Origin of the sequence: Stenotrophomonas rhizophila (assembly GCF_003651185.1) — a bacterium.
GTDB classification, from domain to species: domain Bacteria; phylum Pseudomonadota; class Gammaproteobacteria; order Xanthomonadales; family Xanthomonadaceae; genus Stenotrophomonas; species Stenotrophomonas maltophilia_Z.
Genome location: NZ_RCDC01000009.1, coordinates 119,264 through 146,254, shown reverse-complemented (window position 1 = coordinate 146,254; position 26,991 = coordinate 119,264). Strand labels below are relative to the sequence as shown.

Below are 26,991 nucleotides of genomic sequence, written 5' to 3'. Positions count from 1 at the left end.
GTGGAGTTCAACCGCACCGCAGGAGCCCGCCATGTCCGCCGTCGCTTACGCCACCGCCCAGCCCACCCCCGCCGATGCACCGGCCACCCCCGGCATTGCCCTCACCACCCAGCTGGCCGGCCAGTCCGCGCTGCTGCCGGCGGGGGTACTGGCGCTGCTGGTGTCGCTGCACCGGGCGGTGGAGCCGGAGCGCCAGCGCCGGCTGGAGGCACGGGTGGCCCGCCAGGCCTTCTTCGATGGCGGCGGCCTGCCGGACTTCCGTGCCGATACCGCGGAGATCCGCGCCGGCGACTGGCACGTCGCCCCGCTGCCGGAGGCGCTGCAGGACCGCCGGGTGGAGATCACCGGCCCGACCGACCCGAAGATGGTCATCAACGCGCTGAACTCCGGCGCCAAGGTGTTCATGGCCGACTTCGAGGATTCCACCGCCCCGGCCTGGCGCAACCTGCTGGCCGGCCAGCAGGCGCTGATCGGCGCGGTGCGCGGCGATCTGACCTACACCGGCCCGTCCGTGGATGGGAAGCCGGGCAAGCAGTACACGCTGCGTCCGTTCAACGAGCAGGCTGTCCTGATCGTGCGTCCGCGTGGCTGGCACCTGGATGAGAAGCACGTGCGTATCGACGGCCAGCCGATCGCCGGTGGCCTGTTCGATGCGGCGGTCTTCGCCTTCCACAATGCCCGCACGCTGATGTGCAGGCAGCGTGGCCCGTACTTCTACCTGCCCAAGCTGCAGAGCATGGAAGAGGCCGCGCTGTGGGAGACCGCGCTGTCGCACATCGAGGGCATGCTCGGCCTGCCGCATGGGCAGATCAAGGTCACCGTGCTGATCGAAACGCTGCCGGCGGTGTTCGAGATGGACGAGATCCTGCATGCGCTGCGCGATCGCATCGTCGGCCTGAACTGTGGCCGCTGGGATTACATTTTTTCCTACATCAAGACCTTCCGCCGCCACGCCGACAAGGTGCTGCCCGAGCGCGGCCAGGTGACGATGACCCAGCCGTTCCTGAAGGCCTATTCGGAGCTGCTGATCCGCACCTGCCACCGCCGCGGCGCACATGCGATGGGCGGCATGGCCGCGCAGATTCCGATCAACCACGACGCGGCCGCCAACGAGCAGGCGATGGCGCGGGTGCGGGCGGACAAGCTGCGCGAAGTCACCGCCGGCCATGACGGCACCTGGGTCGCCCACCCCGCGCTGATCCCGGTCGCGCAGGCGATCTTCGACGAACACATGCCCGGGCCGAACCAGCACCGCGTGCTGCGCAACGATGTGCAGGTGGCCCGCGATGACCTGATCGCCGCGCCCACCGGCACCATTACCCGCGCCGGTTTCGAGGGCAACGTGGAGGTCTGCGTGCGCTACCTGGCCGCCTGGCTGGACGGCAACGGCTGCGTGCCGATCCACCACCTGATGGAGGACGCGGCCACCGCCGAGATCAGCCGCAGCCAGCTGTGGCAGTGGCTGCATACCCCCGGCCAGCACCTGGACGACGGCACCGCCATCGACCTGGCCCTGCTCGACGCCACCCTGGCCCAGCTGCCTGCGAGGCTGGGTGACACCACCGCGCTGCCGGGCAGCGCCCACATCCCCGAGTCCATCGCGCTGCTGGCCGCGCTCAGCCGCTGCGAGGAGCTCACCGACTTCCTGACCCTGCCCGCCTACGACCGTCTCGACTGACCGCCATCCATCCACCTGCTGTTACCGCATCCGTTCCCTTTGGAGATTCGACATGAGCACCCTGCAGACCGCCGAACAGATCCAGCACGCTTGGAACACCGACCCGCGCTGGGCCGGGATCACCCGCAACTACACCGCCGCCGATGTGGTGCGCCTGCGTGGCACCGTGCACGTGGAGCACTCGCTGGCGCGGCTGGGCGCGGAGAAGCTGTGGACGTACCTGCAGGAAAAGGACTTCGTCAACGCGCTGGGCGCGCTGACCGGCAACCAGGCCATGCAGCAGGTCAAGGCCGGCCTGAACGCGATCTACCTGTCTGGCTGGCAGGTCGCCGCCGATGCCAACCTGGCCGGCCAGATGTACCCGGACCAGTCGCTGTACCCGGCCGATTCGGTGCCGGCGGTGGTCAAGCGCATCAACAACACCCTGCTGCGCGCCGATCAGCTGCACCATGCCGAAGGCAAGGATGACATCGACTTCCTGCAGCCGATCGTGGCCGATGCCGAAGCCGGTTTCGGCGGCGTGCTCAACGCCTTCGAACTGATGAAGGCGATGATCGAGGCCGGCGCGGCGGGCGTGCACTTCGAGGATCAGCTGGCCTCGGTGAAGAAGTGCGGGCACATGGGCGGCAAGGTGCTGGTGCCGACCCGCGAGGCGATCGAAAAGCTCAACGCCGCCCGCCTGGCCGCCGACGTGATGGGCGTGCCGACCCTGCTGGTGGCGCGTACCGATGCCGAGGCCGCCGACCTGCTGACCAGCGATGTGGATGGCAACGACCAGCCGTTCACCACCGGCGAGCGCACCGTGGAAGGCTTCTACAAGACCCGCAACGGCCTGGAGCAGGCGATCAGCCGCGGCCTGGCCTATGCGCCCTATGCGGACCTGATCTGGTGCGAGACCGGCAAGCCGGACCTGGAGTTCGCGCGCAAGTTCGCCGAAGCGATCCACGCCAAATTCCCGGGCAAGCTGCTGGCCTACAACTGCTCGCCCAGCTTCAACTGGAAGAAGAACCTGGACGACGCCACCATCGCGACCTTCCAGAAGGAGATCGCCAAATACGGCTACAAGTTCCAGTTCATCACCCTGGCCGGCTTCCACGCCCTGAACTACTCGATGTTCAACCTGGCCCACGGCTATGCCCGCCGCCAGATGAGCGCCTTCGTGGAGCTGCAGGAGGCCGAGTTCGCCGCGGCCGACCGGGGCTTCACCGCGGTCAAGCACCAGCGTGAGGTCGGCACCGGCTACTTCGACGCGGTGACCCAGGCGATCCAGCAGGGCCAGTCCTCGACCACCGCCCTGACCGGGTCCACCGAGGAAGAGCAGTTCAACGCCGAACGCGCGGCCTGACCCGGCAAGGGCGGCCAGGGAAGGCCATCAGGGCGGCCGGTCGGGGGACCTGCCGCCCTGTGTCGTCTCCGGACCCGGCTCTTCACATCGTCACACGCGGTAGAACGCGCGTGTTTTCACGATCTTGGTGGGTAAAAGTCGGAAATGGGATAGGGCGCACAGTTTTGAGGAGTGCTATCCTCCTTCGCTCACCAGGGGGACGCTGGAAAGCGGGTGTTCGGAAATGACCGGCAAGGGTGCGGCGGCGATCATGTGCGAACAGGAACCAGACATCGACCGCAAGGCGATGGCTGAGATCGTGCACGCCATCCTGAGCAACGGCGAGTCCGCATTGTTCTCCGAATTCGGCCGGCAACGCAAGCTGCCCTCAGGCACCCATCTGTTCCATCGCGGCCACGCCGGCAGCACGATGTACGTGATCGTCAGCGGCTGCATCGAACTGGACTTCGGCGAAGACCTCGTCGTGAAGTCGCTCGGTCCCAATGAATTCTTCGGCGAGCTGGGCCTGCTGATCGGCGACCACCAGCGCACGGCCGGCGCGCGTGCGGTCGAGGACAGTATCGTGCTGGAACTGGACCACGACGATTTCCAGCGTCTGGTCGACCGCGACCCTGGTCTGCTGGCCTACTTCCTGCGCCGCACGATCATGCGGGTGGTGAGCAACGAGCAGGTGTTGATCCGCCAGCTGCGCCGCCGCAACCACGATCTCGAAACCGCGCTGGACAACCTCTACGTCACCACTCACCAGCTCACCCACACCCGCGAACTGGTGCGCACCGACGAGCTGACCGGCCTGCACAACCGGCGTGGCCTCGCGCTCTACCTGCAGGACTGCCGTGCGCAGGAAAACAGCGCGCCGCAGGGCCTGCTGCTGATCGACTGCGACCAGTTCAAGCAGGTCAACGATGTGCACGGCCACCAGGCCGGCGACCGCGTGCTGCAGAGCGTGGCCAACATCCTGCGCTCGGTGGCCACCGAGCCGGACGTGGCCTGCCGGCTGGGCGGCGACGAATTCTGCCTGCTGCTGCGCAGCGCCGACCAGGACAGCCTGCAGCACGCCGCCGAGTTCATTCTCAGCGCGGTGCATGGCCTGATCGGCCGTGCGCATGGCGTGCCGCATGTGTGCCCGGTCAGCATCGGGGTCTGTCTGATCGACCCGCAGACCGACTGGAGCGAGTGGTACGCCCGCGCCGACAATGCGCTGTACCAGGCCAAACGGCTGGGCGGCAACCGATTGCACTGGTCGCGATCAGCGACCGCCACACCCTGATCGGGAGATCGGCATGAACGGCGACAACGGAACGTCGACCCAGGCCCCGCAGATGCGGGCGCTGCTGTTCACCGATCTGTGCGACTCGTTGATCCTGGTCGAGCGCATCGGCGATGCGGCGGCGGCCGAGCTGTTCCAGGCGCATGACCGGCTGGTGCTGGTGTTGCAGCAACAGTGGAATGGTCGCCTGATCGATCGTTCCGATGGCCTGCTGCTGTTGTTCGAGCGCGCCATCGATGGTCTCGGCTTTGCGCTGGATTACCAGCGCGGCCTGATGGAGATCGGCAAGCAGCGTGACATCGTGCTGCGCGCCCGCGCGGGCCTGCACGTCGGCGAAGTGCTGACCTGGGAAAACAGCCCCGAGGCGATCAAGGTTGGGGCCAAATCGCTGGAGGTCGAGGGCCTGGCCAAGCCGATGGCCGCGCGCCTGATGGCCCTTGCCCGGCCCGGGCAGATCCTGCTCTCGGCCGTGGCCGAATCGCTGACCCATCGCGCGGTGGGCGAGCTGGGGGAGCGTGGCGAGCGACTGGTGTGGAAATCGCACGGCGGCTGGCGGTTCAAGGGCATGCCCGGTCGCCAGGACATCCATGAAGTGGGTGAACGGGAGTTTGCGCCGCTGCGTGCCCCACGCGGCAGCCCCAAGGCCCGCCGTGCCGTGCCGCTGTGGCGCCGGCCGATGACACTGCTGGCCGAGGTGGCGCTGGTGGCAGGCATGGTCTTCGGCACCTGGGCCTTTCTACGCCCGACGCCGGCCATTGCCTTCGGCGAACGGGATTGGGTGGTACTGGGCAACCTTCATAACCTGACCGGCAATGCACTGCTGGACGACAGCCTTCAACAGGCGTTCCGCATTTCTCTGGAGCAGTCGCGTTACGTCAATGTGCTCAGCGACATGAAGGTGCAGGAAACGCTGGAGCGGATGCGTCGCGAAGGTGGAGCGCTGGACCGCGACGCGGCGATCGAGGTCGCGCTGCGTGAGGGTGCCAGAGCCGTGATCGTACCCACCGTGGCCGAAGTGCATGGGCGGCTGCGTGTTTCACTGGAACTGATCGATCCCAACACCGGCAATACGGCGTGGTCCGACCATGCCGATGGCCGCGGCATGGAATCCCTGCTGGGATCCACCGATGACGTCGTGGCTCAGATGCGCGCCGAGCTCGGCGAGGCCATGCATGACATCTCGCGGGACTCGATGCCCCTGCCCAAGGTGGCGACGGCCAGCCTGGATGCGCTGCATGCCTACGCGATGGGCGTCAAAGCATACGGCGATGGACGCTATGACGACGCGCAGCGGTTTTTCGGGCAGGCGGTGCGTTTCGATCCGGACTTCGCGTTCGCCTACCTGGCACAGCTGCGCATCCAGTGGGGCCGGGGCAATCCCGAAGGGGCCCGGCAATCGCTGGCCGCGGCAAAACGCGCTGCCGGTCGCTTGTCAGGGCGGGATCGGCTGTACATGGACGCCTGGGATGCCGATCTCAACGGCGCCGGAACACTCGCCACGGCCGAAAAGTGGAAGCTCTTGGGCGATCTCTATCCCGATTACCACGGCGCCCATGCCAACTACGCCTGGTCCATGCTGAGCGTGGGGCGGTATAGCGAGTCCGAGCAGGCTGCACGCAAGGCCGCTGTCGCACAGAACCCGTTGCAGGCCATGGCGTTGCAGGCGCTCGGTCGCGCCGAGCTGGCGCAGAATCACGCCGATGCGGCACTGCGCAGCTATCGTCAATCCGCACGGATCGGTCAATGGTCAGTGAACCGCCACATGGTCGCCGCGCTCGCCGCTCATGGCGACCTGGTGGGCGCCCAGCGCATGCTTGCCGCCGCTCGGGAGGATGATCTTGCCATGCACCTGGAGGGCACCGCCGTCGCGTTGGACGCAGGCGAGCCGGCGGCGGCACTGCGGGCCAATGCAGGTGCGCTGCGCCACTGCGGTGACAACGCGCGGATCTGCGGAATGTTCCAGGCGCAGTCGCTTTCGCTGGCCAGCATTGCCGTGCGAAAGGCCGGCGCACACGAATATGAGCAGCTTATCGCCACCATGATCGCGCAGGCGGCCGATCCTGCGGCAGGCGAGCGGGGAGAGTGGCTGTACATGGCCGCTGCCTCGGCCTATCTCGCGCAACGCGCCGAGCTCTATGACGTGGCACGTCGCCAGTTGCCGCATCTGCAGCGACTTGCCAAGGCACTGGATGACCCGCGTGGAACGCAGATGGTGGCGGTGCTGGTGGCCAACCAGGATCGCGTGGATGGCCGGGCTGCGCAATCGGTGCAGCGCTTGCGCGCGCTCATCGACGGCAGCGAGTTGTTCCAGGTCCACGTCGCCCTGCAGGACAGCCTGGTGGCCGCCGGGGACCAGGTGGCTGCCGCCGCCGAGCAACGCTGGCTGGCGACACAACGCGGCAGGGCCTACGCGGAAAACGCCGGTTCCTATCTCCTGCAGGCGCTGAATGTCCATGACAGCCGGGCCGCGCAACGACGTCTGGACGCGACGTCGTTGCAGTAACCGCCAGACCTCAGGGCTGCGGCTTGCGCTGCAGTTGTGAGTCGATGTCACCGCTGACGAAACAGTGCGGGAAGCTGAAGGAGCTGGTGGCGGTCAGGTGGGCAAGCAGGCGCGTGCGAGCGGCCTGGAATTCTTCCTTGCTGGCCAGCGGACCGCCTGATTCGCAGTCGCACGATGCCGCGCCCGCCTCGGCGCTGATGGTCGCCAGCGCGGCAGCGGGATCGGCCTGGAACAGGGTACGGAACGCATCGTCGCTGCTGAGCAGATCCAGCAGCTGTACGGCATCGTTGGAGGAAAGCGGCGGAGAAGTGCTGGTCATGTGGGATGTCTCGGAGATAGCGGAGGGAAGGAGGAGGCGTACGCGCAGGCCGGGGTGTGACGTTACAGCCGCGATCGATAGCGGCCGGCGCGTGAAGCGCTTGAGTCGCCCGATGATCATCGGCCTTCATCTTTGGCGATCCCGGCCGACACACTGGAACACGCGATGCTTCCCTTTCTGGCTGCCCATGCACGATACCCTCCACCTGCGCCGATGCCGCACCCTCTACCTCGAGCCCCGACAGCAGACCTCCTTCGATCTGCGCGCGCTGGTATCCGGTGGTACGGGCATGACCCTGCGCAGTGTCTGGACGGCGCTGGCACCACACCTGCCGGCGCCGGTCGAGCTCAATGAGTCACAGGTGCTGCTGCTGGGACGTCTCGACCCGGAGCGATGGGAGCCACGGCCCGCCGGGGAAGATGACAGCGATCTGCGCTACCTGCTGGCGCATGGGCTGGTCCAGGCACAGGGAGCAGATCGCGACGCGTTGGCTGAACGTGAAGCGCAGCTGCGGCAGGTGCCGTGGTGGGGACCTGCCGCGATGCTCCATTGGCAGGGCCGCTGGCAGGGCCAGGACAGCGTGAAAGCCCTGGAATCGGCGGGACTGCACACAGCGGCGGGGCTGCGTGCACACCTTGGGCCGCCACCGCCCGCGTTGGCTCCCCACGCAGGAGAACCTCGCCGCCTGCCACGCCAGCCCGAGGAAGCGTTCGACCGCAGCCTGCGCGAGCGCAGCACCTGCCGCAACTTCGATACGGCGCAGCCACTGCCGCTGGCCGAGCTATCACGACTGCTGCAGCGCACCCTGGCTGAAACAGGACGGCAGGTGGTCGAAGAAGACGCGGTGTTTCTCAAAAAGAACGTACCGTCCGCCGGGGGCCTGCATCCCACCGAAGCGTATCTGCTGGTGCAGCATGTCGAGGGCCTCCAGGCGGGTCTGTATCACTACGATCCTGCCTCGCACGGCGTGTCCGCCCTGCCTTCCGATGCGCGGTCCATGGCAGAGCTGGCGGTGTTGTTCACCGCCGGCCAACACTGGTTTGCCGATGCGCCGGTGCTGATCGTGCTGGCCCCCCGGTTCGCGCGCACCTACTGGAAGTACCGCCACCATCCCAAGGCCTACCGCGCGGTGATCCTGGATGTTGGCCACATCTCGCAGCTGCTGCTGACCTGCGCGACCGAACAGGGCCTGGGGGCCTTTGTTACGGCCGCGATCAACGAACAGGATATCGAACAGGTGCTCGGCATGGATCCCATGCAGCTCAGCCCGCTCGCCGTGTGTGGCGTAGGCTGGCGGGCACAGCAGATGTCGACCTCTGAGTTCGACCCCGGCGGCCAGGTGTGGACGCCGGTACTCACTGCCGAGCCGCCAACCGGGTGACTCACCCCGCCTCGAAATCCACCAGCACGGCCCCATCACCCACCTGATCCCCGGCTTTGACCCGGTAACCCTGCACGGTGCCATCGGCCGGTGCCTGCAGCGTGTGCTCCATCTTCATCGCTTCCAGCACCAGCAGCGGCGCGCCGCGTTTGACCGCCGTGCCCGGTGACACGAGTGTGGCCACGATACGGCCCGGCATCGGCGCGACCAGGCTGCCGGCATCGGCGACGGACTGGTCCGCTTCGCTGACCGGATCATGCAGGGTGAAGCGCTGCACGCCCTCGCTGCCGAACAGGTACAGCGCATTGCCGTCGCGGATGACGGTGGCGCGATGCAGCTGCTCGCCGATCTGCACGCGCAGCGCATCACCGGCCAGGCGGCCGCTGCCCTGCAGCGCGTTGCCATCCATGTGGACGGTCCACTGTCCGCCCGCGCCCTGCACGGCCACGCTGCGCTGTGCACCCCGGTGCTCCAGCGTCAGCGCGCGTGCGGCGGCCGCACCAAGGCGCCAGCCATCCTGGGCCTGCCACGGCGAGTGCGGGTCACGCGCATCACGGCTGGCGGCTTCGCTGGTGGCCACGCCGGCAATCGCGGCCAGCGCCCAGAGTGCCGGATCGCTGTCGCCGTCGTTGGGGGCCAGTGCGGCCTGCTCGCGCTCGATCAGCGCGGTGTCCAGCTTGGCCTGGGTAAACGAATCGGTCATCACCAGCCGGCGCAGGAAGGCGGCATTGGTGGTCACGCCGACCACTTCGCACTCGGCCAGCGCCTGCTGCATGCGGCGCAGCGCGGCGTCGCGGTCGACATCCCAGACGATCAGCTTGGCGATCATCGGGTCGTAGAACGGGGTGATCGCATCGCCCTGCTCGACACCGGCGTCCACGCGCACGTGCGCGGTGTTGGCCGGCAGGCGCAGGTGGCGCAGGGTGCCGGTGGAGGGCAGGAAACCGCGGTCGGCGTCTTCGGCGTACAGGCGGGCTTCCAGTGCATGGCCGCGGATCTGCAGCTGATCCTGCTGCAGCGGCAGCGGTTCACCGCTGGCCACGCGCAGCTGCCACTCGACCAGGTCGGTGCCGGTGATGCACTCGGTGACCGGGTGCTCCACCTGCAGGCGGGTGTTCATTTCCATGAAGTAGAAATCGCCATCCGGGCCGGCGATGAACTCCACCGTGCCCGCGCCGACGTAGTTGACCGCGCGCGCGGCATCGACGGCCGCCTTGCCCATCGCGGCGCGGCGCTCGGGCGTCATGCCGGGCGCAGGCGCTTCTTCGAGCACCTTCTGATGGCGGCGCTGCACCGAGCAGTCGCGCTCGAACAGGTACACCACGTTGCCGTGGCTGTCGCCGAACACCTGGATCTCGATGTGGCGCGGACGCTCCACATACTTCTCGACCAGCACGTGTGCGTTGCCGAACGCGGACTGCGCTTCACGCTGGCAGCTGGCCAGCGCCTCGGTGAAGGTCGCGCTGTCATCCACGCGGCGCATGCCCTTGCCACCGCCGCCGGCGCTGGCCTTGATCAACACCGGGTAGCCGATGCTGTCGGCCTGCTTGCGCAGGAACTCGGGGATCTGCTCGTCGCCGTGGTAGCCCGGGGTCAGCGGCACGCCGGCCTGCTGCATCAGCGCCTTGGCCGCGCTCTTGTCGCCCATCGCGCGGATTGCCGCCGCAGAGGGGCCGATGAACACGATGCCGGCCTCGGCGCAGGCCTGCGCGAAACCGGCATTCTCCGAGAGGAAGCCGTAGCCGGGATGGATCGCCTGCGCGCCGGTGCGGCGGGCGGCCTCCAGGATGGCATCGCCGCGCAGGTAGCTCTCGCGCGCCGGCGCCGGGCCGATCGCGATGGCCTCGTCGGCCAGGCGCACGTGGCGCGCGTTGCGGTCGGCGTCGGAGTACACCGCCACGGTGGCGATGCCAAGGCGCTGGCAGGTAGCGATGACGCGGCAGGCGATTTCGCCACGGTTGGCGATCAGGATCTTGGTGAACATGGTGGTCTCGTTGCGCGGGCCAGGGGCGGCGGTGCCAGGCGGCACCGCCCGTGCATTACATGCGGAACACGCCGAAGTCGGTCTTCTTCGCCGGGGCGTTGAGGCTGGCCGACAGCGCCAGGCCCAGCACACGACGGGTGTCGGCCGGGTCGATCACGCCGTCATCCCAGAGGCGGGCGCTGGCGTAGTACGGGTGGCCCTGCGATTCGAACTGCGCGCGGATCGGCGACTTGAAGCCGTCTTCTTCCTCGGCCGACCACTGCCCGCCCTTGGCTTCGATGCCATCGCGTTTGACCGTGGCCAGCACGCTGGCGGCCTGCTCGCCGCCCATCACGCCGATGCGCGCGTTCGGCCACATCCACAGGAAGTTGGGCGAGTAGGCACGGCCGCACATGCCGTAGTTGCCGGCACCGAACGAGCCGCCGATCACCACGGTGAACTTGGGCACCTTGGCGCAGGCCACGGCCATGACCAGCTTGGCCCCGTCCTTGGCGATGCCGCCGTGCTCGTACTTGCGGCCAACCATGAAGCCGGTGATGTTCTGCAGGAAGACCAGAGGAATGCCGCGCTGCGTGCACAGTTCGATGAAGTGCGCGCCCTTCAGCGCGGACTCGGAGAACAGGATGCCGTTGTTGGCGATGATGCCCACCGGGTAGCCGTGCAGGTGCGCGAAGCCGGTGACAAGGGTGTTGCCGTAGCGCGGCTTGAACTCATCGAAGCGCGAATCGTCGACCAGGCGCAGGATCACTTCGCGTACGTCGTAGGGCTTGCGCGTGTCGGCCGGGATCACGCCATACAGCTCGTGGGCCGGATGCCGCGGTTCCACCGGGGCCTTCACCGCCAGCGCCGGCTCGGGCTTGCGCCAGTTGAGCTGGGCGATGATCGCGCGGACCCGGGCCAGCGCCTGCAGGTCGTTGTCGGCCATGTGGTCGGCCACGCCGGAGATGCGCGTGTGCACATCGGCACCGCCCAGTTCTTCGGCGGTGACCACTTCACCGGTGGCCGCTTTCACCAGCGGCGGGCCGCCGAGGAAGATGGTGCCCTGCTCGCGCACGATCACCGTTTCATCGCTCATCGCCGGCACGTAGGCGCCACCGGCGGTGCAGCTGCCCATCACGCAGGCGATCTGCGGGATGCCCTGCGCGGACAGGTTGGCCTGGTTGTAGAAGATGCGGCCGAAATGGTCGCGGTCCGGGAACACCTCGTCCTGCAGCGGCAGGAACGCACCGCCCGAATCCACCAGGTAGATGCAGGGCAGGCGGTTCTGCTCGGCCACTTCCTGCGCGCGCAGGTGCTTCTTGACCGTCATCGGGTAGTAGGTGCCACCCTTGACCGTGGCATCGTTGGCCACGATCACGCATTCCACGCCCGAGACCCGGCCGATGCCGGCAACCACGCCGGCGCTGGGGATCGGGTCGCCATACATGCCGTGCGCGGCCAGCGGGGCGATTTCCAGGAACGCGCTGCCCGGGTCGAGCAGGGCATCGATGCGGTCGCGCACCAGCAGCTTGCCGCGTGCGGTGTGCTTGGCGCGCGCTGCTTCGCTGCCGCCCAGCGCGGTCTGCGCCAGGGTGGCGCGCAGGTCATCGACCACCGCCTGCAGCGCGGCGCGGTTGGCCTCGAAGGTGTCGCTGCCCGGTTGCAGCTGGGTGCTCAATACGGTCATGGCAGGGCCCTTACTTGGTGCGCTGGAACAGTTCGCGGCCGATCAGCATGCGGCGGATCTCCGAGGTGCCGGCGCCGATTTCATACAGCTTGGCATCGCGCCACAACCGTCCGGTCGGGTACTCGTTGATATAGCCGTTGCCGCCCAGGATCTGGATCGCCTGGCCGGTCAGCCAGGTGGCCTTCTCGGCCGAATACAGGATCGCGCCGGCTGCGTCCTGGCGCGTGGTGCGGCCCTGGTCGCAGGCGCGTGCCACCGCGTAGACATAGGCACGGCAGGCGTTGAGGCCCACATACATGTCGGCCAGCTTGGCCTGGATCAGCTGGAAGGTGCCGATCGCCTCGCCGAACTGCTTGCGCTCGTGCACGTACGGCATCACCACATCCATCGCGGCCGCCATCAGCCCGAGCGGGCCGCCGGAAAGCACCACGCGCTCATAGTCCAGACCGGACATCAGCACCTTGACGCCACCGCCGACCACGCCGAGCACGTTGGCTTCGGGCACTTCGCAATCCTGGAAGACCAGCTCGCAGGTGTTGGAACCGCGCATGCCGAGCTTGTCCAGCTTCTGCGCCGTGGAGAAGCCCTTCATGCCCTTTTCGATCAGGAACGCGGTGATGCCCTTGGCGCCGCCATCCGGATCGGTCTTGGCGTAGACCACCAGCACATCGGCATCCGGGCCGTTGGTGATCCACATCTTGTTGCCGTTGAGCACGTAGTGATCACCGCGCTTGTCCGCGCGCAGCTTCATCGACACCACGTCCGAGCCGGCGCCCGGTTCGCTCATCGCCAGCGCGCCGACCAGCTCGCCGCTGCACAGGCCGGGCAGGTAGCGCTTCTTCTGATCTTCGTTTCCGTTCTTGCGCAGCTGGTTCACGCACAGGTTCGAGTGCGCACCGTAGGACAGTGCGATGGCACCGGAGGCGCGTGAGATCTCTTCCATCGCCACCACATGCGCGAGGTAGCCCATGCCGCTGCCGCCGTATTCCTCTTCCACGGTCAGGCCGAGCAGACCCTGCTCGCCGAGCTTGCGCCACAGCGCATTGGGGAACAGATTCTCTTCGTCGGCCTGGGCCGCCAGCGGAGCGATTTCAGCGGAGGCAAAATGGGCCACGCTCTGGCGCAGCAGGTCGATCTCTTCGCCGAGATCGAAGTTCATGGTCGGGACGTGCATGGGCGACTCCGCAACAACAAGGGATGGGACGCGCCGGGAGGGATGGACGGGCTGACAGGGCCGTCCCGCGGGCGATGTACCCCCAGCGTAGCCGGGTTCGACAAAGAAGTGAACACAAATTCAAAAATTGAACATAGAATCAACAAATGGCCTATAAACGCTCCGCCCTGATGGAAGAACGCCTTGCCGGCGCCCGTGAACGCATCCTGCTGGCGACCCGTGTGCTGGTGGCGGCCGGCGGCTACCGCAACGCCCCGGTGACCGCCGTGGCGGCCGAAGCCGGGGTCTCCACCGGCCTGATCTACCGGCACTTCCCCTCCAAGGCCGAACTGTTCGTGGAGGTGCTCACCGCCGCCGTCGAGCACGAGCTGCGCATCTTCGAGGCGATCGCGGCCGAGCCGCTGCCCGCGCCGGAGCGCCTGCGCCGGGCAATCACCGCCTTTGTGCGGCGCGCGCTGGCCGGCCCCGGGCTGGCCTATGCCTTCATCGCCGAGCCGGTGGATCCGGAAGTGGAGGCCGAGCGCATCCGCTGCCGCCGTCTGTTCGGCGATGTGTTCCGGCGCATCGTCGCCGATGGCGTGGAGGCAGGCACCTTCCCGCCGCAGGACACGCATGTCGCGGCGGCCTGCATCGTGGGGGCGTTCACCGAGGCGCTGGTCGGCCCGACCGCTCTGAGCCGCGACGCGCACGGCGATGAAGATGCGCTGGTCGAGTCGATCTGTGTTTTCTGCCTGCGTGCCGCGGGCGCCTGAGCCGCGCCGATGCTGCATTGCGACACCCGGCGGTCGCTTGCGCAGCGCCGCCGACGCTGGTCATACTCGGCCGACAAGCCGTGGTCCAACGACTACCAGCCAGGGGTATAGAGAGTGCGGAATTACGACCTCGAGTTCCTGAAACGCTTTTCCATGGTCATCGCGCTGCTGATGGCCATCACACTCGGCCTCATCATCTTTGCGGCCTACCTGCATACCAGCATTCCCCCTGAAGTCTCGCCGATGGCGGCCAAACGTACCGAGCAGCGCATCGCGCCGGCCGGTGCGGTGTACGCCGGCAGCACCGGTGCCGCCGCGCAGGCTGCCGCCCATGCCGCCGCGCTGGTCAAAGCCGCCTCGCAGGTCGCCTACGGCGGTACCACCGACGGCAAGGTGATCTACGACAACCTCTGCACCGCCTGCCATACCAATGGCGTCGGCAAGGCGCCGACGCTGGATCACGGGCATTGGGATGCGCGCATTGCCCAGGGCAAGGACACGCTCTACAAGCACGCGGTGGAGGGCTATACCGGCCCGGACGGTGGCATCATGCCGCCCAAGGGCGGGAATCCGGCGCTGACCGAGGAGCAGATCCATGCCACGGTCGATTGGATGCTCGCCAACCTGAAATGACGGCTTTGCCGGATCAGGCCACCGACGCCGCCGAAGGGCGGCGTTTCACGTTATGTGGTTAGCCTTGTCGCACTTCCCTGGAGTCCCGCTTCCGATGCGCCGTACCCCCCTCGTGTTCGCTCTCGCGCTGGCGTTGTCCGGCGCGGTCCATGCCGCTCAGCCGCAGCCCGCCACCTCGCCGCAGGTGCGCCCGGCGCCGGCCACGTCGGCCACGGTCACCCTGACCGCGCCGCCGACCGACTGGCGCACGCTGGATGGCCAGCAGGTCCGTATCGCCGCGCCACTGACCCTGGCCGGTACCGATGGCCTGTCGCGTTTCGGTGAGTTGACCGTAGCCTTCGGCGGCCGCCTCTGGCAGCCGAGTGAGGTGGCCGCACCCGGCACCCCGGAGCACGCCCATGAGGTGGCCGACAACCTGCGTCGCCGGCTGGTGCTGGACGATGGCAGCGATGCCCGGGATCCCGGCCCGGTGGCCTACCTGCCGGCGGCGGCGAACCTGCGCACCGGCATGGTCCTGCGCAACGTGGAAGGCATCGTCCGCATCGATCCCAAAGGCAACGCCCGCCTGCAGGTGACCCGTCCCCTGAACCTGCCCGGGCTGGAGCGCCCGGCGGTACCGGTGGTGGCCGGTGCCCTGCACGTGGCGGCGTTCAACCTGGAGAACTTCTTCAACGGCGATGGCCAGGGCGGCGGTTACCCGACCCTGCGTGGTGCCCGTACGCTGGCCGAACACCAGGCGCAGAAAGCCAAGCTGGTCGCCACCATCAACGCGCTCGGCGCCGATGTCGCGGCGCTGATGGAACTGGAGAACGATGGTTACGGCCCGCAGTCGGCGATCGCCCAGCTGGTCGATGCGCTCAATGCTGACCGGGGCCAGGGTGCCGACTGGCGCTTCATCGACGCGAAGCAGGGGCCGGGTGACAACCCGATCCGGGTCGGCATCATCTACCGTGCCACGCGCGTGACCCCGGTCGGCGCCCCCGCCGTGCTGGAGAAGGAGCCCTTCGGCGAGCGCAGCCGCGTGCCGCTGGCGCAGGCCTTCCGCGCGGGCAAGGGCGCGCCGTTCGTGGTCGTGGCCAATCACTTCAAATCCAAGGGCTGCTCGGACGCGACCGGCGCCGATGCCGATCAGAAGGACGGCCAGGCCTGCTGGAATGCCACCCGGGTCGCCTCGGCCACGCTGCTGGACCAGTGGCTGGCGACCGACCCCACCGGTGCGGGTACCCGCGATGCGGTGCTGCTGGGCGACTTCAACGCCTACGCGATGGAAGACCCGATCCGCACCCTGCACGCGGCCGGCTGGCGGGATGCGTTCGCAGTGGCCAAGGTCGAACACCCTTACAGCTATGTCTACAACGGCATGACCGGCCGGCTGGACCATGCGCTGTTGAGCCCGGGCATGGCCAAGCGCCTGCGTGCGGCGGCGGAGTGGCACATCAATGCCGATGAAGCTGACGATGTGGGCTACCGCGACCGCAACGAAGCGGGCCCGTGGCGCAGCTCGGACCATGATCCGCTGTTGCTGGGGTTTGATCGCTGATCCCGGTCACCGTCGCGTTGCCTTGGTAGTGCCGGCCGCTGGCCGGCACCGCATCAGTCGGTTACCACGTGCCCCACGCGATCAACCCGATCGCCGCCACGGCCAACCCGAGGCCCACCCGGTTCCACACACTGGTGCGCTCGCCGAAACCGACGATGCCCACCAGCGCGCCCAGCACCACCACGCCGATGTTCATGCCGGCGAACACCACCGCCGGGCTGTCCGGCAGATGCTGGTGGGCGCGCACGTAGAACAGGATGTTGCCGAAGTTGAGCAGGCCGAGCAGGGCGCCGCCGACCCCGTTGCGCCACTGCAGGCGGGCGATCCCGCGCAGGTGGCGCCATAGCTGCAGGATGAGCATCAGCACGAAGGCCAGGCTGAAGCTGACCAGAAGCGCCGCCATCGAGGGCGTACCCGACAACGCCACCTTCTTGAGCAGGATGTCGACCAGGGCGTAGCCCACCCACACCGCCAGCAGCCACGGCCAGGCCCGCCCACCGGAGGGCTCGGCCGCCCCGGCGCGCGGGCGCACGCTGATCCCCAGGATCGCCAGCAGGCCCAGCCCCAGGCCGGCCAGCTTCCAGCCGTTGGCGCTCTCGCCGAACACCAGGAACGCAGCCAGCAGCGAAAGCAGCAGCGACAATCGCTGGGCCACATCGCTGCGCACGATCCCGGCACGGGTCACTGCGCGGGCCATCATCAGGAAGATCGCCGGCAACGCCACGGCCAGGCAGAGCAGGGCGGCCCACGGCGCGTGCGGGGTCTGCAGCGAGGCCAGCGAGGGCTGCAGCAGCACCGCGCTGAGCACGCTGGCGACCAGGTAATTCCAGGTCACCACCTGCGGCATGTCCAGCCGCTGGCGCGGCGCCAGCTTCAGCAGGACCGACACCAGCACGCTGCAGAGAACGCTGAAAACCAGATAGTGCATGTACGGATCCGGCGGGGGCGGCGGTGAAGCACGCGGAGGGACGGTATTATGACGCCATGCACAATCCCCCATTTCCCCAAGAAAGCGGTGCGCTGACGCTGGACGGACCGGTCGGTCCGCTGGATGTCGTGGTTGATCTGCCCGAGGCCGATGTCGCGGTGCAGCCGGTGGTGGCGATCGTCTGCCACCCCCTGTCCACCGAGGGCGGCAGCATGCACAACAAGGTGGTGACCATGGCCGCGCGCTCGTTGCGCGACCTGGGCATCGCCACCGTGCGCTTCAACTTCCGCAGCGTCGGCGATTCGGCCGGCAGCTTCGACAACGGCGTGGGCGAGCAGGACGACCTCAAGGCCGTTGCCGCCTGGGTCCGTGCACAGCGGCCGGGCCAGGACCTGTGGCTGGCCGGTTTCAGCTTTGGTGCGTACGTCTCGTTGCGCGCCGCGGGCGACCTGCAGCCGACCACGCTGATCTCGATCGCGCCGCCCGCCGGGCGCTGGGACTTCGAGGGCATGCAGCCCCCGGCCCAGTGGCTGGTGATCCAGGGCGAGGAAGACGAGATCGTCGATCCGCAGGCGGTCTATGACTGGCTGGACGGCCTGGACGCACCGCACGAACTGGTGCGCATGCCCGATACCAGCCATTTCTTCCACCGCAAGATCGTCGACCTGCGCGGCGCGCTCATCCATGGCGTCAAGCAGTGGCTGCCCAACGGCGCCTCCGACGCGGCCCCCGACGCAGCATGAGCGAGACCGTGATGACCCCGTCGCAGCGCTACGCCGATGGCGTGGCCCGGGGCGAATGGCAGAACGACCCGGCCCAGCACGCCGCCCTGGCCGAGCTGGACCGCATCCATCTGGCGCTGGTCGACAGCGCGCAGGATGGCTGGCTGGATCGCCTCTCCGCGTTCTGGAAGAAGCCCGAGCCGGTCAAGGGCCTGTACTTCTGGGGCGGGGTGGGGCGCGGCAAGACCTTCCTGGTCGATCTGTTCTATGACGGCCTGCCGATCGAGCAGAAGTACCGCACGCATTTCCACCGTTTCATGCGTGGCATCCACGAGCGCCTGCGCGAGCACCAGGGGCAAAGCGATCCGCTGGCGAAGATCGCCCAGGAGTGGCGCAGCAAACTGCGCGTGCTGGTGCTGGACGAGTTCTTCGTCACCGACATCGGTGATGCAATGCTGCTGGCGCGCCTGCTCGAGCGCATGTTCGCCGAGGGGGTGACCCTGGTGACCACCTCCAATACCGCCGTGGAAAACCTGTACCTCAACGGCCTGCAGCGCGACAGCTTCATGCCCGCGATCGGGCTGCTGCAGACCTACTGCGTGGAGCTGTACGCCGAAGGCACCGAGGACTACCGCATGCGCGCGCTGACCCGCTCGCCGGTGTACCAGTCCCCGATCGATGCCGGCAGCGATGCCTGGCTGGCCGGCCGCTGGGCCGAGCTCAGCGGTGGGCAGCCGGCCAAGGCGGGCAACATCGAGATCGAGGCGCGCAAGATTCCGGTGCGCGGCCGCGGCAAGAGCATCGTCTGGTTCGATTTCAAGGCGCTGTGCGAAGGCCCGCGTGGCCCCTCGGATTACATCGAGATCGCGCACGAGTTCAACACCGTGCTGCTGGGGGACATCCCGCACTTCGACACACTCAACGAAGATGCCGCGCGCCGCTTCGTCAACCTGATCGACGAGCTGTACGACCGCCACGTCAACCTGGTCTGCACCGCGACCGATTCACCGGTCGGGCTGTATTCGGGCATCCGCCTGCAGGGCGCGTTCGAACGTACCGCCTCGCGCCTGATCGAAATGCAGAGCGCCGAGTACCTGGGCACCCCGCACCGCGCGTAGCTCCACGCCGGGCGTGGATGCTCTCTACAACGGCGGCAACACCAACGCATCTCCGCGCGGCAGTTCGTGCGCGATCGGCACCGCTGCGTCCTCGTCGCGGTCCATCACCATCATCGCCAGCGGCTTGCCCTGGTAGCGCACCTCCAGCGACTGCTGGATCGCATCCAGCGCCAGCACCTGCGTGCACAGCGACTGGGCCTGCGCCTCCAGCGCCTGCCCGCGCGCCTCCATGCGGCGCTCCAGGTCGGCCTCCATCTGCTCGGCTCGGGCCTCGATCCGGTCCGAGCCGCCGGTCAGCATCGTCCACATCACGCCGCGGGCCAGCGAGGCCGACATCGACTCGGCGGCCTGCTCGATGCGCGCCTCGAACTGCTCGCCGAACAGATCCTGCTCCCAGATCCCGCGGCCAAGGGTACGGCCGACGTACGCGTGGGCATCCTTGCGCAGCCCGTCCACCTCGCGCGCCCTGCGGCGGCTGCCGGTCATGATTTCCACCGTGGCGCCCAGCGCATCCAAGGCGATGTCCGTGGCCTCGCCGGCCACTCCGGCCACGGCAGGCACCAGCTGGCGGGTGCCCCATTCGAGCTGGCGCAGGCGCTGGGCGTCGGCGTCGCTGACCGGGATCGGCTGGCGATCGATGTTCAGCTCGCCATCGTGGAAGAAGATCTCCGCCGGCACCTGCTCGCGGTTGCGCAGCCAGATCCCGCCGCTGTCCACCAGCACGTTGTAGGGCGTGCTCACCCCGCACTGGCGTGAGGAAAGCGCTGGCGCCTTGGTCCCGCCGGCAGCGGCAGCACCGGCCACGGTCAGGCCCAACATCAGACAGCCGGTCAGGGGCAGGCGCATGGTCGCGTTCATATATAAGGAGGCGTATCGGAGCGTGGCACCCCGCAGCCACCCCGGCGCGGGTCGGAAGTCACCCTGATCGGCGGCCATTCGTTAGGGCGGTGTGAGGCCCGCTGTTCCGTTTTTCGCGACCCTGCGTCGCATCCGGCATCGACGTTTTGGCCTTGACTGCGCACTCGCTTTCGACGGGTCCAGACCGTTCGTCGGACGCCCTTCAGGCCCGGTCCTTGCGCCGCAAGGGATTGGGGAAATTCACTACATTTGGCGTTGACGACACCTGGTACCCCCACTATCTTGTGGCCGTCGGTACCGCCGACCACAAGTCGACGGGAGTATTGCCTTCACGCCGATGGCCTGAAGACCTACTGACAACCGCACGAAGTACAGCGTGTGGTGCCGGTCGCAGGATTCTCCGGGGGGAGAGGACCGGTGACGCAGGGGAACCGCCCGCAGGCTTGCCTGCCCGGGTCGCGGCTCCTGCGACGCCGATAGTCCACCCTGAGCATCTCTGCATCGGTTCCGGCGCCTGCCAGGCAGACCCCGCTGTACCACCCCAAATCACGCCAAGAGGAAAACGCCGTGAGCACCGAAACCAGCGCAGCTATCGATAAGGAAAGCGAATTCCTGCTGACCTCGCCGCCCACGGCGACCGCCATGAGCGTGACCAAGCGCAATGGCACGACCGAACTGGTGGACCTGAACAAGATCGTGCGCGCTGTACAGCGCTGCTGCGAAGGTCTGCATGCGGTGGATCCGATGCGCGTTGCGACCCGCACCATCTCCGGCCTGTACAACGGCGCGACCACCCAGGAGCTGGACGAACTGTCCATCCGCACCTCGGCGCTGCTGATCGGTGAAGAGCCCGAATACGGCCGCCTCGCTGCGCGCCTGCTGGCCAACTTCATCGCCAAGGAAGTATCCGGCCAGGAAATCCATGCGTTCTCGCAGTCGGTCGGCCGCGGCCACGAAGTGGGCCTGATCAACGCGCGCCTGCTGGAATTCGTGCAGGTCAACGCCCGCAAGCTCAACGACGCGATCGATCCGTCGCTGGACCTGCATTTCGATTACTTCGGCCTGCGTACCCTGTACGACCGTTACCTGCTGCGTCATCCGCACACCCGCAAGGTGATCGAGACCCCGCAGCAGTTCTTCCTGCGCATCGCCAGCGCGCTGAGCGAAGACGTGCCGGAAACCCTCGCGCTGTACAAGCGCATGGGCAACCTGGATTACCTGCCGTCCAGCCCGACCCTGTTCAACTCCGGCACCACGCACGAGCAGCTGTCCTCGTGCTTCCTGCTGGATTCGCCGCAGGATTCGCTGGAGTCGATCTACGCCAAGTACGGCGATATCGCCCAGCTCTCCAAGTTCAGCGGCGGCATCGGCGTCAGCTACAGCCGCGTGCGTTCGCGTGGTTCGCTGATCAAATCGACCAACGGCCATTCCAACGGCATCGTGCCGTGGCTGAAGACCATGGATTCGTCCGTGGCGGCGGTGAACCAGGGTGGCAAGCGCAAGGGCGCGGCCTGTGTGTACCTGGAAACCTGGCACGCCGATATCGAGGACTTCCTCGAACTGCGTGACAACACCGGCGACGAATCGCGCCGTGCGCACAACCTGAATCTGGCCAACTGGATCCCCGACCTGTTCATGCAGCGCGTCGAGGCCGACCAGGAATGGTCGCTGTTCGATCCGAGCGTGGTGCCCGAGTTCACCGATCTGTTCGGCGAAGCCTTCGAACAGGCTTACCTGCAGGCCGAAGCCCAGGGCAAGGCCCAGCGCACCATCTCCGCACGCAAGCTGTACTCGCGGATGATGCGTACCCTGGCCGAGACCGGCAACGGCTGGATGACGTTCAAGGACAAGTGCAACCGCGCCAGCAACCAGACGCTGCGCCCGGGCAACGTGATCCACCTGTCCAACCTGTGCACCGAAATCCTGGAAATCACCTCGGCCGAAGAGACCGCGGTGTGCAACCTGGGCTCGATCAACCTGGGCAATCATTTCGATGGCCACGGCGAGTTCGATTTCGACAAGCTGGCCGACACCGTGCGCCTGGCCGTGCGTCAGCTCGACCGCGTGATCGACCTGAACTTCTACCCGATCGAAACCGCCCGCCGCGGCAACCTGCGCTGGCGCCCGGTCGGCCTGGGCTGCATGGGCCTGCAGGACGTGTTCTTCCGCAAGCGTCTGGCCTTTGACAGTGCCGAAGCCCGCGCGCTGTCCAAGCAGATCGCCGAAACGATCTACTTCCACGCGCTGGAAACCTCGTGCGAGCTGGCCCAGGAACGCGGCAAGCACCCGTCCTTCGCCGACACCCGTGCGGCCAGCGGCGAGCTGCAGTTCGATGCCTGGAACGTGGTGCCCGAAGACACCGCACGTTGGGATGCCCTGCGTGAGCGCATCAAGGAACACGGCCTGCGCAACTCGCTGCTCATCGCGATCGCCCCGACCGCCACCATCGCCTCGATCGCCGGTTGCTACGAGTGCGTCGAGCCGCAGGTGTCCAACCTGTTCAAGCGCGAAACGCTGTCCGGCGACTTCCTGCAGGTCAACCGTTACCTGGTGAACGAGCTGAAGAAGCTCGGCCACTGGACCCCGGAAATGCGCGACGCGATCAAGCTGGCCGAAGGCTCGATCCAGGGCATCACCCAGATCCCGGAAACGCTGCGCCACATCTACCGCACCGCCTGGGAACTGCCGATGCGTTCGCTGATCGACATGGCCGCCGACCGCGGCGCGTTCATCGACCAGTCCGCCTCGCTCAACCTGTTCATGGAAAGCCCGAACATCGGCGCGATGTCCTCCATGTACATGTACGCCTGGAAGCAGGGCATCAAGACCACGTACTACCTGCGTTCGCGCCCGGCGACCAAGATCGCCAAGACGACCGTCAGCAGCTACACCCCGGTCGAAGCCGTCGCCTGCTCGCTGGAAAACCCGGAAAGCTGCGAGGCGTGCCAGTAAACAAGGCGTGCCGGCCCACCGGGCCGGCACCGCCGGGTGCACGGACGGAAAATCACATATTCGGTAGCTACCGACCGTTGGTCGGTAGTCGCCAAGAAGGACGAAACACCATGGCCGACAAGCCTGCTCAAATGCTGCTCGATCCAGGTTTTGAACTGACGTTGCGCCCGATGCGCTACCCGCAGTTCTATGACATGTATCGCAACGCGATCAAGAACACCTGGACGGTCGAGGAAATCAACTTCCAGATCGACATCAGCGACCTGCACGGCAAGATGTCGCCGGGCGAGCGCCACCTGATCCACCGCCTGGTCGCGTTCTTCGCCACGGGCGATTCGATCGTGTCCAACAATCTGGTGCTGAACCTGTATCAGCATCTGAATGCGCCGGAAGCGCGCATGTACCTGTCGCGCCAGCTGTACGAAGAAGCGCTGCACGTGCAGTTCTACCTGACCCTGCTGGACAACTACCTGCCGGATCCGGACGAGCGCGCCAAGGCGTTCGATGCGGTGGAGAACATCGATTCGATCAAGAAGAAGGCCGACTTCTGCTTCAAGTGGATCGATTCGATCCAGAACCTGAAGCGCATCGAGACCCGTGATGAGCGTCGCCAGTTCCTGCTCAACCAGATCTGCTTCGCGGCGTGCATCGAGGGCCTGTTCTTCTTCGCGGCCTTCGCCTACGTGTACTACTTCCGTTCGCGCGGCCTGCTCAACGGTCTGGCCTCGGGCACCAACTGGGTGTTCCGCGACGAGAGCGCGCACATGGAGTTCGCCTTCGAGTGCGTGGACGTGATCCGCGAGGAAGAGCCGGACCTGTTCGACGATGCGATGAAGCAGGAGGTCTACGACATGCTGGCCGATGCGATCGAGTGCGAAGTGCAGTTCGCCGAGGACGTGCTGTCGGGCGGTGTGGCGGGCATTTCGACGCGTGACATGCGCCAGTATCTGCAGCATTGCGCGGACAATCATTTCCATCGCCTGGGCATGGAGAAGAAGTACAACGTGCGCAATCCGCTGAGCTTCATGGAGCTGCAGGATGTGCAGGAGTTGACCAACTTCTTCGAGCGTCGTTCGTCGGCCTACCAGGTGGGCGTGAAGGGCGAAGTGTCGTTCGACATGTCGTTCTGATCTGACGCTTACGTTGTGATTTCGAAAAGCCCCGGACATGTTCCGGGGCTTTTTCGTTTCCCGCTTTACTCGTTGAAGCGTTGAAGCGTTGAAGCGTTTAAGCGTTTAAGCGTTTAAGCGTTTAAGCAACAGCGTTGGTGTCCGGATGCTGCCAGTAGAAGTGACCCGGGCAGGCGAATGCTGGACCCGCCGTAAATACGTCCTTGTAGGCTCGTGGGCCGCATCCATGCGGCCCAACGGTCCTGCATTCGCCTACCCGGGTCACTTCCCACGGATCTCCCATTGCGGTTGGAAAGGCGGTTATTACCAACGTGCGCTGACCATCAATGCAGCGTTTGATATCCACACATTGGGTAGAGCCGAGCCATGCTCGGCTGCTTTTCCTCTCCCACACCAAGTCGCGTAAGCACTCGCCAAAGCCGCTCTCCCCACCGCGCAACGACCTCCTCAAGCCGGTAGAAAAGGAAGCGCCCCAAGCTCTACGCGACTAACCACCCCCTGTCGTATCATCCGCGCCACCCCACACACATTCCCGGCCCCCGCCATGACCCCCATCCCTGAAACCATCCCGCCCATCGAAGTCCGCATGGCCGAGATCGTGTTCCCCAACCACACCAATCACCTGGGCACCCTGTTCGGTGGCCAGGCACTGGCCTGGATGGACAAGGCGGCGTTCCTGGCCGCCGCCCGCTACTCCCGCCGCACCGTGGTCACCGCGCGCTCGGACCAGGTCGATTTCAAGCTGCCGATCCGCATCGGCCAGATGGTGGAGACCGTCGGCCGCATCGTTGAAGTGGGCCGCAGCTCGATGAAGGTGGAGGTCGAACTGATCGCCGAAGACCTCCACACCGGTGAGCGCAAGCTGTGCACGCGCGGACACTTCGTGATGATCGCGCTGGATGCCGACGGCCATCCGACCAGCGTCCCGTCGCTGCCGGGTGACATCCCGGGCCCGTAAGCGGGCAGCGATTGCCTCTCTGTCCCTGCGCCCCCATCTGCTGATCATGAGCACACCCCTCGCCGAGTTCATCGACCGCGCCCAGCGCCTGTTCGTGCTGACCGGCGCAGGCTGCAGCACCGATTCGGGCATCCCGGATTACCGCGATGCCGATGGGCAGTGGAAGCGGACGCCGCCGGTCACCTACCAGGCCTTCATGGGCGAGCTGGCCACCCGCCAGCGTTATTGGGCGCGCAGCCTGCTGGGCTGGCCCCGGTTCGGGTGGGCCCAGCCGAACGGCACGCATGCCGCGCTCGCCGCGCTGGAAGCCCGGGGCCAGGTCGAACTGCTGCTCACCCAGAACGTCGACCGCCTGCATCAGCGGGCGGGCAGCGAGGCGGTGATCGATCTGCATGGGCGGCTGGACCAGGTGCGCTGCATGGGCTGTGAAGCACGCACCCCGCGCGAGGCATTCCAGCACCGGCTGCTGGCGCTCAACCCCGGCTGGGAGCATCTGGAGGCCGGGCAGGCGCCCGATGGCGATGCCGATCTGGAGATGGATTTCTCCGCCTTCCAGGTGCCGGCTTGCCCGGCCTGCGGCGGCGTGCTCAAGCCGGATGTGGTGTTCTTCGGTGAAAGCGTGCCGCGCGAGCGGGTCGCCACCGTCCACGACCATCTGCAGCGGGCCGATGCGGTGCTGGTGGTCGGCTCCTCGCTGATGGTCTATTCCGGCTTCCGCTTCGTGCAGGCGGCCGCCCAGGCCGGGGTGCCGATCGCTGCGCTCAACCGCGGCCTCACCCGTGCCGACGCGCTGCTGAGCCTGAAAGTCGACCAATCCTGCGCCGAGGCGCTGGCCTTCCTGCTGCCAGGAACCGCCGCCGCCTGAGCCGCTACGAAACACTGATCCACTGGCACGGTTGCCTCCGCCGCCGCACAGGAGTGCAATGGCGCCCGGTTACATTTCCTCTTCCCGAGTTCCCCCCTTGAGCCAGCTCTTCTCCTCCATCCCCTTCGGCCCGCTGACCCTGCCCAACCGCATCGTGATCGCGCCGATGTGCCAGTACTCCTGCGTCGACGGCCTTGCCAACGACTGGCACCGCATCCATCTCGGGCAGCTCTCGCAGTCCGGTGCCGGCCTGCTGATCCTGGAAGCCACTGCCGTGCTGCCGGAAGGCCGCATCAGCTGGGCCGATCTGGGCCTGTGGGATGACGCCACCGAAGCCGCGCTGGCCTCGGTCGTGGCCTCGGTCAAGCAGTGGTCGCCGATGCCGCTGGGCGTGCAGCTGGGTCACGCTGGCCGCAAGGCCTCGGTCAACAAGCCGTGGGAAGGTGGCGGTGCGATGGACCCATCCGATCCGCGTGCCTGGCCCACGGTCGCGCCGTCTGCGCTGCCGTTCGCCAAGACCGACCCGACGCCGACCGAACTGGACCTGGCCGGTATCGATGCGGTGGTCGAAGCCTTCGCGGCTGCGGCCCGTCGCGCCGAACGCGTCGGCATGGACCTGATCGAACTGCACGCCGCGCACGGGTACCTGCTGCACCAGTTCCTGTCGCCGCTGAGCAACCGCCGCGAGGATGAGTACGGTGGCTCGCTGGAGAACCGCATGCGCCTGCTGGTGCGCGTGTTCGATGCCGTGCGCGAGGCCGTCTCCGATCGCATCGCGGTGGGTGTGCGCATCTCCGCCAGCGACTGGGTGGCAGGCGGCTGGGATATCGAGCAGACCACGACCCTGGCGCATGTGCTGGACGCGCGCGGCTGCCAGTTCCTGCATGTCTCCAGCGGTGGCAACGACCCGCGCCAGCAGATACCGCTGTCGCCGGGCTACCAGGTGCCGTTCGCGCAGGCGATCAAGGCGCACAAGCTGCGCATGCCGGTCATCGCGGTGGGGCTGATCACCGAGCCCTCGCAGGCCGAATCGATCCTGCGCCATGGTCATGCCGATGCGATCGCGCTGGCCCGCGGCATCCTCTACGACCCGCGCTGGCCGTGGCATGCCGCCGCGGCACTGGGCGATTCGGTCGCTCCGGCACCGCAGTACCTGCGCTGCGAACCGCGCGAAGCCCGCGGTGTGTTCATCGCGCCGGAACGCTGAGGCGCTGA

The 26,991-nt window shown here is 67.1% G+C and carries 21 protein-coding genes; 15 read left to right on the top strand and 6 right to left on the bottom strand.

Translation table 11 applies throughout. The features are described from left to right. Window positions 1-31: 31 nt before the first annotated feature. The 4 genes from aceB to BCL79_RS19370 all read left to right on the top strand — a co-directional run bounded on the left by aceB (window position 32) and on the right by BCL79_RS19370 (window position 6,796). The gene (aceB, locus tag BCL79_RS19385) at window positions 32-1,678 is read left to right on the top strand and encodes a malate synthase A (RefSeq protein WP_121044370.1); all 1,647 of its coding nucleotides are present in this window, start codon (window positions 32-34) and stop codon (window positions 1,676-1,678) included. A 52-nt stretch (window positions 1,679-1,730) separates the two neighbouring features. Further along, entirely contained in the window at window positions 1,731-3,023 is a 1,293-nt protein-coding gene (gene aceA / locus BCL79_RS19380) for an isocitrate lyase (RefSeq protein WP_121044367.1), read from the top strand. 223 nt (window positions 3,024-3,246) lie between these two features. Continuing rightward, window positions 3,247-4,293, top strand: a complete 1,047-nt coding sequence (locus BCL79_RS19375; protein WP_121044364.1) for a GGDEF domain-containing protein — start codon at window positions 3,247-3,249, stop codon at window positions 4,291-4,293. Between the two features lie 13 nt (window positions 4,294-4,306). Beyond that, window positions 4,307-6,796, top strand: coding sequence for a putative peptide modification system cyclase (locus tag BCL79_RS19370; RefSeq protein WP_121044361.1), 2,490 nt, complete (start codon window positions 4,307-4,309; stop codon window positions 6,794-6,796). A gap of 10 nt (window positions 6,797-6,806) precedes the next feature. Here the strand turns inward: BCL79_RS19370 and BCL79_RS19365 are convergent, their stop codons facing one another. Beyond that, window positions 6,807-7,115, bottom strand: a complete 309-nt coding sequence (locus tag BCL79_RS19365; RefSeq protein ID WP_070474300.1) for an NHLP-related RiPP peptide — start codon at window positions 7,113-7,115, stop codon at window positions 6,807-6,809. A gap of 112 nt (window positions 7,116-7,227) precedes the next feature. Between BCL79_RS19365 and BCL79_RS19360 the strand changes: the two genes are divergently transcribed. Further along, the gene (locus BCL79_RS19360; protein ID WP_310793649.1) at window positions 7,228-8,496 is read left to right on the top strand and encodes a putative peptide maturation dehydrogenase; all 1,269 of its coding nucleotides are present in this window, start codon (window positions 7,228-7,230) and stop codon (window positions 8,494-8,496) included. Between the two features lies 1 nt (window position 8,497). Here the strand turns inward: BCL79_RS19360 and BCL79_RS19355 are convergent, their stop codons facing one another. From BCL79_RS19355 to BCL79_RS19345, 3 genes are read right to left on the bottom strand one after another with little or no spacing between them, the layout of a single operon-like run. Beyond that, window positions 8,498-10,480: an acetyl/propionyl/methylcrotonyl-CoA carboxylase subunit alpha gene (locus tag BCL79_RS19355; RefSeq protein WP_121044529.1), complete on the bottom strand. Its 1,983-nt coding sequence runs from the start codon at window positions 10,478-10,480 to the stop codon at window positions 8,498-8,500. 55 nt (window positions 10,481-10,535) lie between these two features. Further along, a complete protein-coding gene (locus BCL79_RS19350; RefSeq protein ID WP_121044352.1) occupies window positions 10,536-12,146 on the bottom strand; it encodes a carboxyl transferase domain-containing protein in 1,611 nt (536 codons plus the stop codon). 10 nt (window positions 12,147-12,156) lie between these two features. Further along, window positions 12,157-13,320, bottom strand: coding sequence for an isovaleryl-CoA dehydrogenase (locus BCL79_RS19345; protein WP_121044350.1), 1,164 nt, complete (start codon window positions 13,318-13,320; stop codon window positions 12,157-12,159). A gap of 146 nt (window positions 13,321-13,466) precedes the next feature. On the opposite strand from BCL79_RS19345, the gene BCL79_RS19340 reads away from it, so the two are divergent. The 3 genes from BCL79_RS19340 (at window position 13,467) to BCL79_RS19330 (ending at window position 16,245) form a co-directional block, all read left to right on the top strand. Continuing rightward, window positions 13,467-14,072, top strand: a complete 606-nt coding sequence (locus BCL79_RS19340; protein ID WP_121044348.1) for a TetR/AcrR family transcriptional regulator — start codon at window positions 13,467-13,469, stop codon at window positions 14,070-14,072. A 114-nt stretch (window positions 14,073-14,186) separates the two neighbouring features. Beyond that, window positions 14,187-14,705, top strand: a complete 519-nt coding sequence (locus tag BCL79_RS19335; protein WP_070474313.1) for a c-type cytochrome — start codon at window positions 14,187-14,189, stop codon at window positions 14,703-14,705. 94 nt (window positions 14,706-14,799) lie between these two features. After that, window positions 14,800-16,245 (top strand): ExeM/NucH family extracellular endonuclease, encoded by a 1,446-nt coding sequence (locus tag BCL79_RS19330; RefSeq protein WP_121044345.1) that lies wholly within the window; start codon window positions 14,800-14,802, stop codon window positions 16,243-16,245. Window positions 16,246-16,306: 61 nt separating this feature from the next. Here the strand turns inward: BCL79_RS19330 and BCL79_RS19325 are convergent, their stop codons facing one another. Further along, window positions 16,307-17,173: an EamA family transporter gene (locus BCL79_RS19325; protein ID WP_121044343.1), complete on the bottom strand. Its 867-nt coding sequence runs from the start codon at window positions 17,171-17,173 to the stop codon at window positions 16,307-16,309. Window positions 17,174-17,229: 56 nt separating this feature from the next. Here BCL79_RS19325 and BCL79_RS19320 point away from each other — a divergent pair, with 56 nt between their 5' ends. Both BCL79_RS19320 and zapE read left to right on the top strand, forming a co-directional pair. Next, window positions 17,230-17,916: an alpha/beta hydrolase gene (locus tag BCL79_RS19320; protein ID WP_121044340.1), complete on the top strand. Its 687-nt coding sequence runs from the start codon at window positions 17,230-17,232 to the stop codon at window positions 17,914-17,916. Beyond that, the gene (gene zapE, locus BCL79_RS19315) at window positions 17,913-19,013 is read left to right on the top strand and encodes a cell division protein ZapE (RefSeq protein WP_121044337.1); all 1,101 of its coding nucleotides are present in this window, start codon (window positions 17,913-17,915) and stop codon (window positions 19,011-19,013) included. Before BCL79_RS19320 ends, zapE begins: the two co-directional genes overlap by 4 nt. A gap of 24 nt (window positions 19,014-19,037) precedes the next feature. On the opposite strand, the gene BCL79_RS19310 is transcribed toward zapE, so the two are convergent. Continuing rightward, a complete protein-coding gene (locus tag BCL79_RS19310) occupies window positions 19,038-19,859 on the bottom strand; it encodes a YggN family protein (RefSeq protein ID WP_259462222.1) in 822 nt (273 codons plus the stop codon). 579 nt (window positions 19,860-20,438) lie between these two features. On the opposite strand from BCL79_RS19310, the gene BCL79_RS19305 reads away from it, so the two are divergent. From BCL79_RS19305 to BCL79_RS19285, 5 genes are all read left to right on the top strand, one after another. Continuing rightward, complete coding sequence (locus tag BCL79_RS19305; protein WP_121044335.1) at window positions 20,439-22,823, top strand: ribonucleoside-diphosphate reductase subunit alpha; 2,385 nt, start codon at window positions 20,439-20,441, stop codon at window positions 22,821-22,823. Window positions 22,824-22,933: 110 nt separating this feature from the next. Next, entirely contained in the window at window positions 22,934-23,953 is a 1,020-nt protein-coding gene (locus tag BCL79_RS19300) for a ribonucleotide-diphosphate reductase subunit beta (protein ID WP_121044332.1), read from the top strand. Between the two features lie 544 nt (window positions 23,954-24,497). Further along, window positions 24,498-24,911, top strand: coding sequence for an acyl-CoA thioesterase (locus tag BCL79_RS19295; protein WP_019184839.1), 414 nt, complete (start codon window positions 24,498-24,500; stop codon window positions 24,909-24,911). 46 nt (window positions 24,912-24,957) lie between these two features. After that, entirely contained in the window at window positions 24,958-25,776 is an 819-nt protein-coding gene (locus BCL79_RS19290; RefSeq protein WP_121044329.1) for an NAD-dependent protein deacetylase, read from the top strand. 58 nt (window positions 25,777-25,834) lie between these two features. Then, window positions 25,835-26,983 carry an NADH:flavin oxidoreductase/NADH oxidase gene (locus BCL79_RS19285; RefSeq protein WP_121044326.1) on the top strand — a complete coding sequence of 383 codons (1,149 nt, stop codon included), beginning with the start codon at window positions 25,835-25,837 and terminating at the stop codon, window positions 26,981-26,983. Window positions 26,984-26,991: the final 8 nt, after the last annotated feature.

Excerpts from the sequence above, each read along its gene's own strand:
- BCL79_RS19345 (WP_121044350.1), bottom strand. The coding sequence starts at position 13,320 with ATGCACGTCCCGACCATGAACTTCGATCTCGGCGAAGAGATCGACCTG.
- BCL79_RS19350 (WP_121044352.1), bottom strand. The coding sequence starts at position 12,146 with ATGACCGTATTGAGCACCCAGCTGCAACCGGGCAGCGACACCTTCGAG.
- BCL79_RS19320 (WP_121044340.1), top strand. The coding sequence starts at position 17,230 with ATGCACAATCCCCCATTTCCCCAAGAAAGCGGTGCGCTGACGCTGGAC.
- BCL79_RS19290 (WP_121044329.1), top strand. The coding sequence starts at position 24,958 with ATGAGCACACCCCTCGCCGAGTTCATCGACCGCGCCCAGCGCCTGTTC.
- aceA (WP_121044367.1), top strand. The coding sequence starts at position 1,731 with ATGAGCACCCTGCAGACCGCCGAACAGATCCAGCACGCTTGGAACACC.
- BCL79_RS19340 (WP_121044348.1), top strand. The coding sequence starts at position 13,467 with ATGGCCTATAAACGCTCCGCCCTGATGGAAGAACGCCTTGCCGGCGCC.
- zapE (WP_121044337.1), top strand. The coding sequence starts at position 17,913 with ATGAGCGAGACCGTGATGACCCCGTCGCAGCGCTACGCCGATGGCGTG.
- BCL79_RS19365 (WP_070474300.1), bottom strand. The coding sequence starts at position 7,115 with ATGACCAGCACTTCTCCGCCGCTTTCCTCCAACGATGCCGTACAGCTG.
- BCL79_RS19300 (WP_121044332.1), top strand. The coding sequence starts at position 22,934 with ATGGCCGACAAGCCTGCTCAAATGCTGCTCGATCCAGGTTTTGAACTG.
- BCL79_RS19295 (WP_019184839.1), top strand. The coding sequence starts at position 24,498 with ATGACCCCCATCCCTGAAACCATCCCGCCCATCGAAGTCCGCATGGCC.
- BCL79_RS19325 (WP_121044343.1), bottom strand. The coding sequence starts at position 17,173 with ATGCACTATCTGGTTTTCAGCGTTCTCTGCAGCGTGCTGGTGTCGGTC.
- BCL79_RS19330 (WP_121044345.1), top strand. The coding sequence starts at position 14,800 with ATGCGCCGTACCCCCCTCGTGTTCGCTCTCGCGCTGGCGTTGTCCGGC.
- BCL79_RS19375 (WP_121044364.1), top strand. The coding sequence starts at position 3,247 with ATGACCGGCAAGGGTGCGGCGGCGATCATGTGCGAACAGGAACCAGAC.
- BCL79_RS19360 (WP_310793649.1), top strand. The coding sequence starts at position 7,228 with ATGATCATCGGCCTTCATCTTTGGCGATCCCGGCCGACACACTGGAAC.
- aceB (WP_121044370.1), top strand. The coding sequence starts at position 32 with ATGTCCGCCGTCGCTTACGCCACCGCCCAGCCCACCCCCGCCGATGCA.
- BCL79_RS19370 (WP_121044361.1), top strand. The coding sequence starts at position 4,307 with ATGAACGGCGACAACGGAACGTCGACCCAGGCCCCGCAGATGCGGGCG.
- BCL79_RS19355 (WP_121044529.1), bottom strand. The coding sequence starts at position 10,480 with ATGTTCACCAAGATCCTGATCGCCAACCGTGGCGAAATCGCCTGCCGC.
- BCL79_RS19310 (WP_259462222.1), bottom strand. The coding sequence starts at position 19,859 with ATGCGCCTGCCCCTGACCGGCTGTCTGATGTTGGGCCTGACCGTGGCC.
- BCL79_RS19285 (WP_121044326.1), top strand. The coding sequence starts at position 25,835 with ATGGCGCCCGGTTACATTTCCTCTTCCCGAGTTCCCCCCTTGAGCCAG.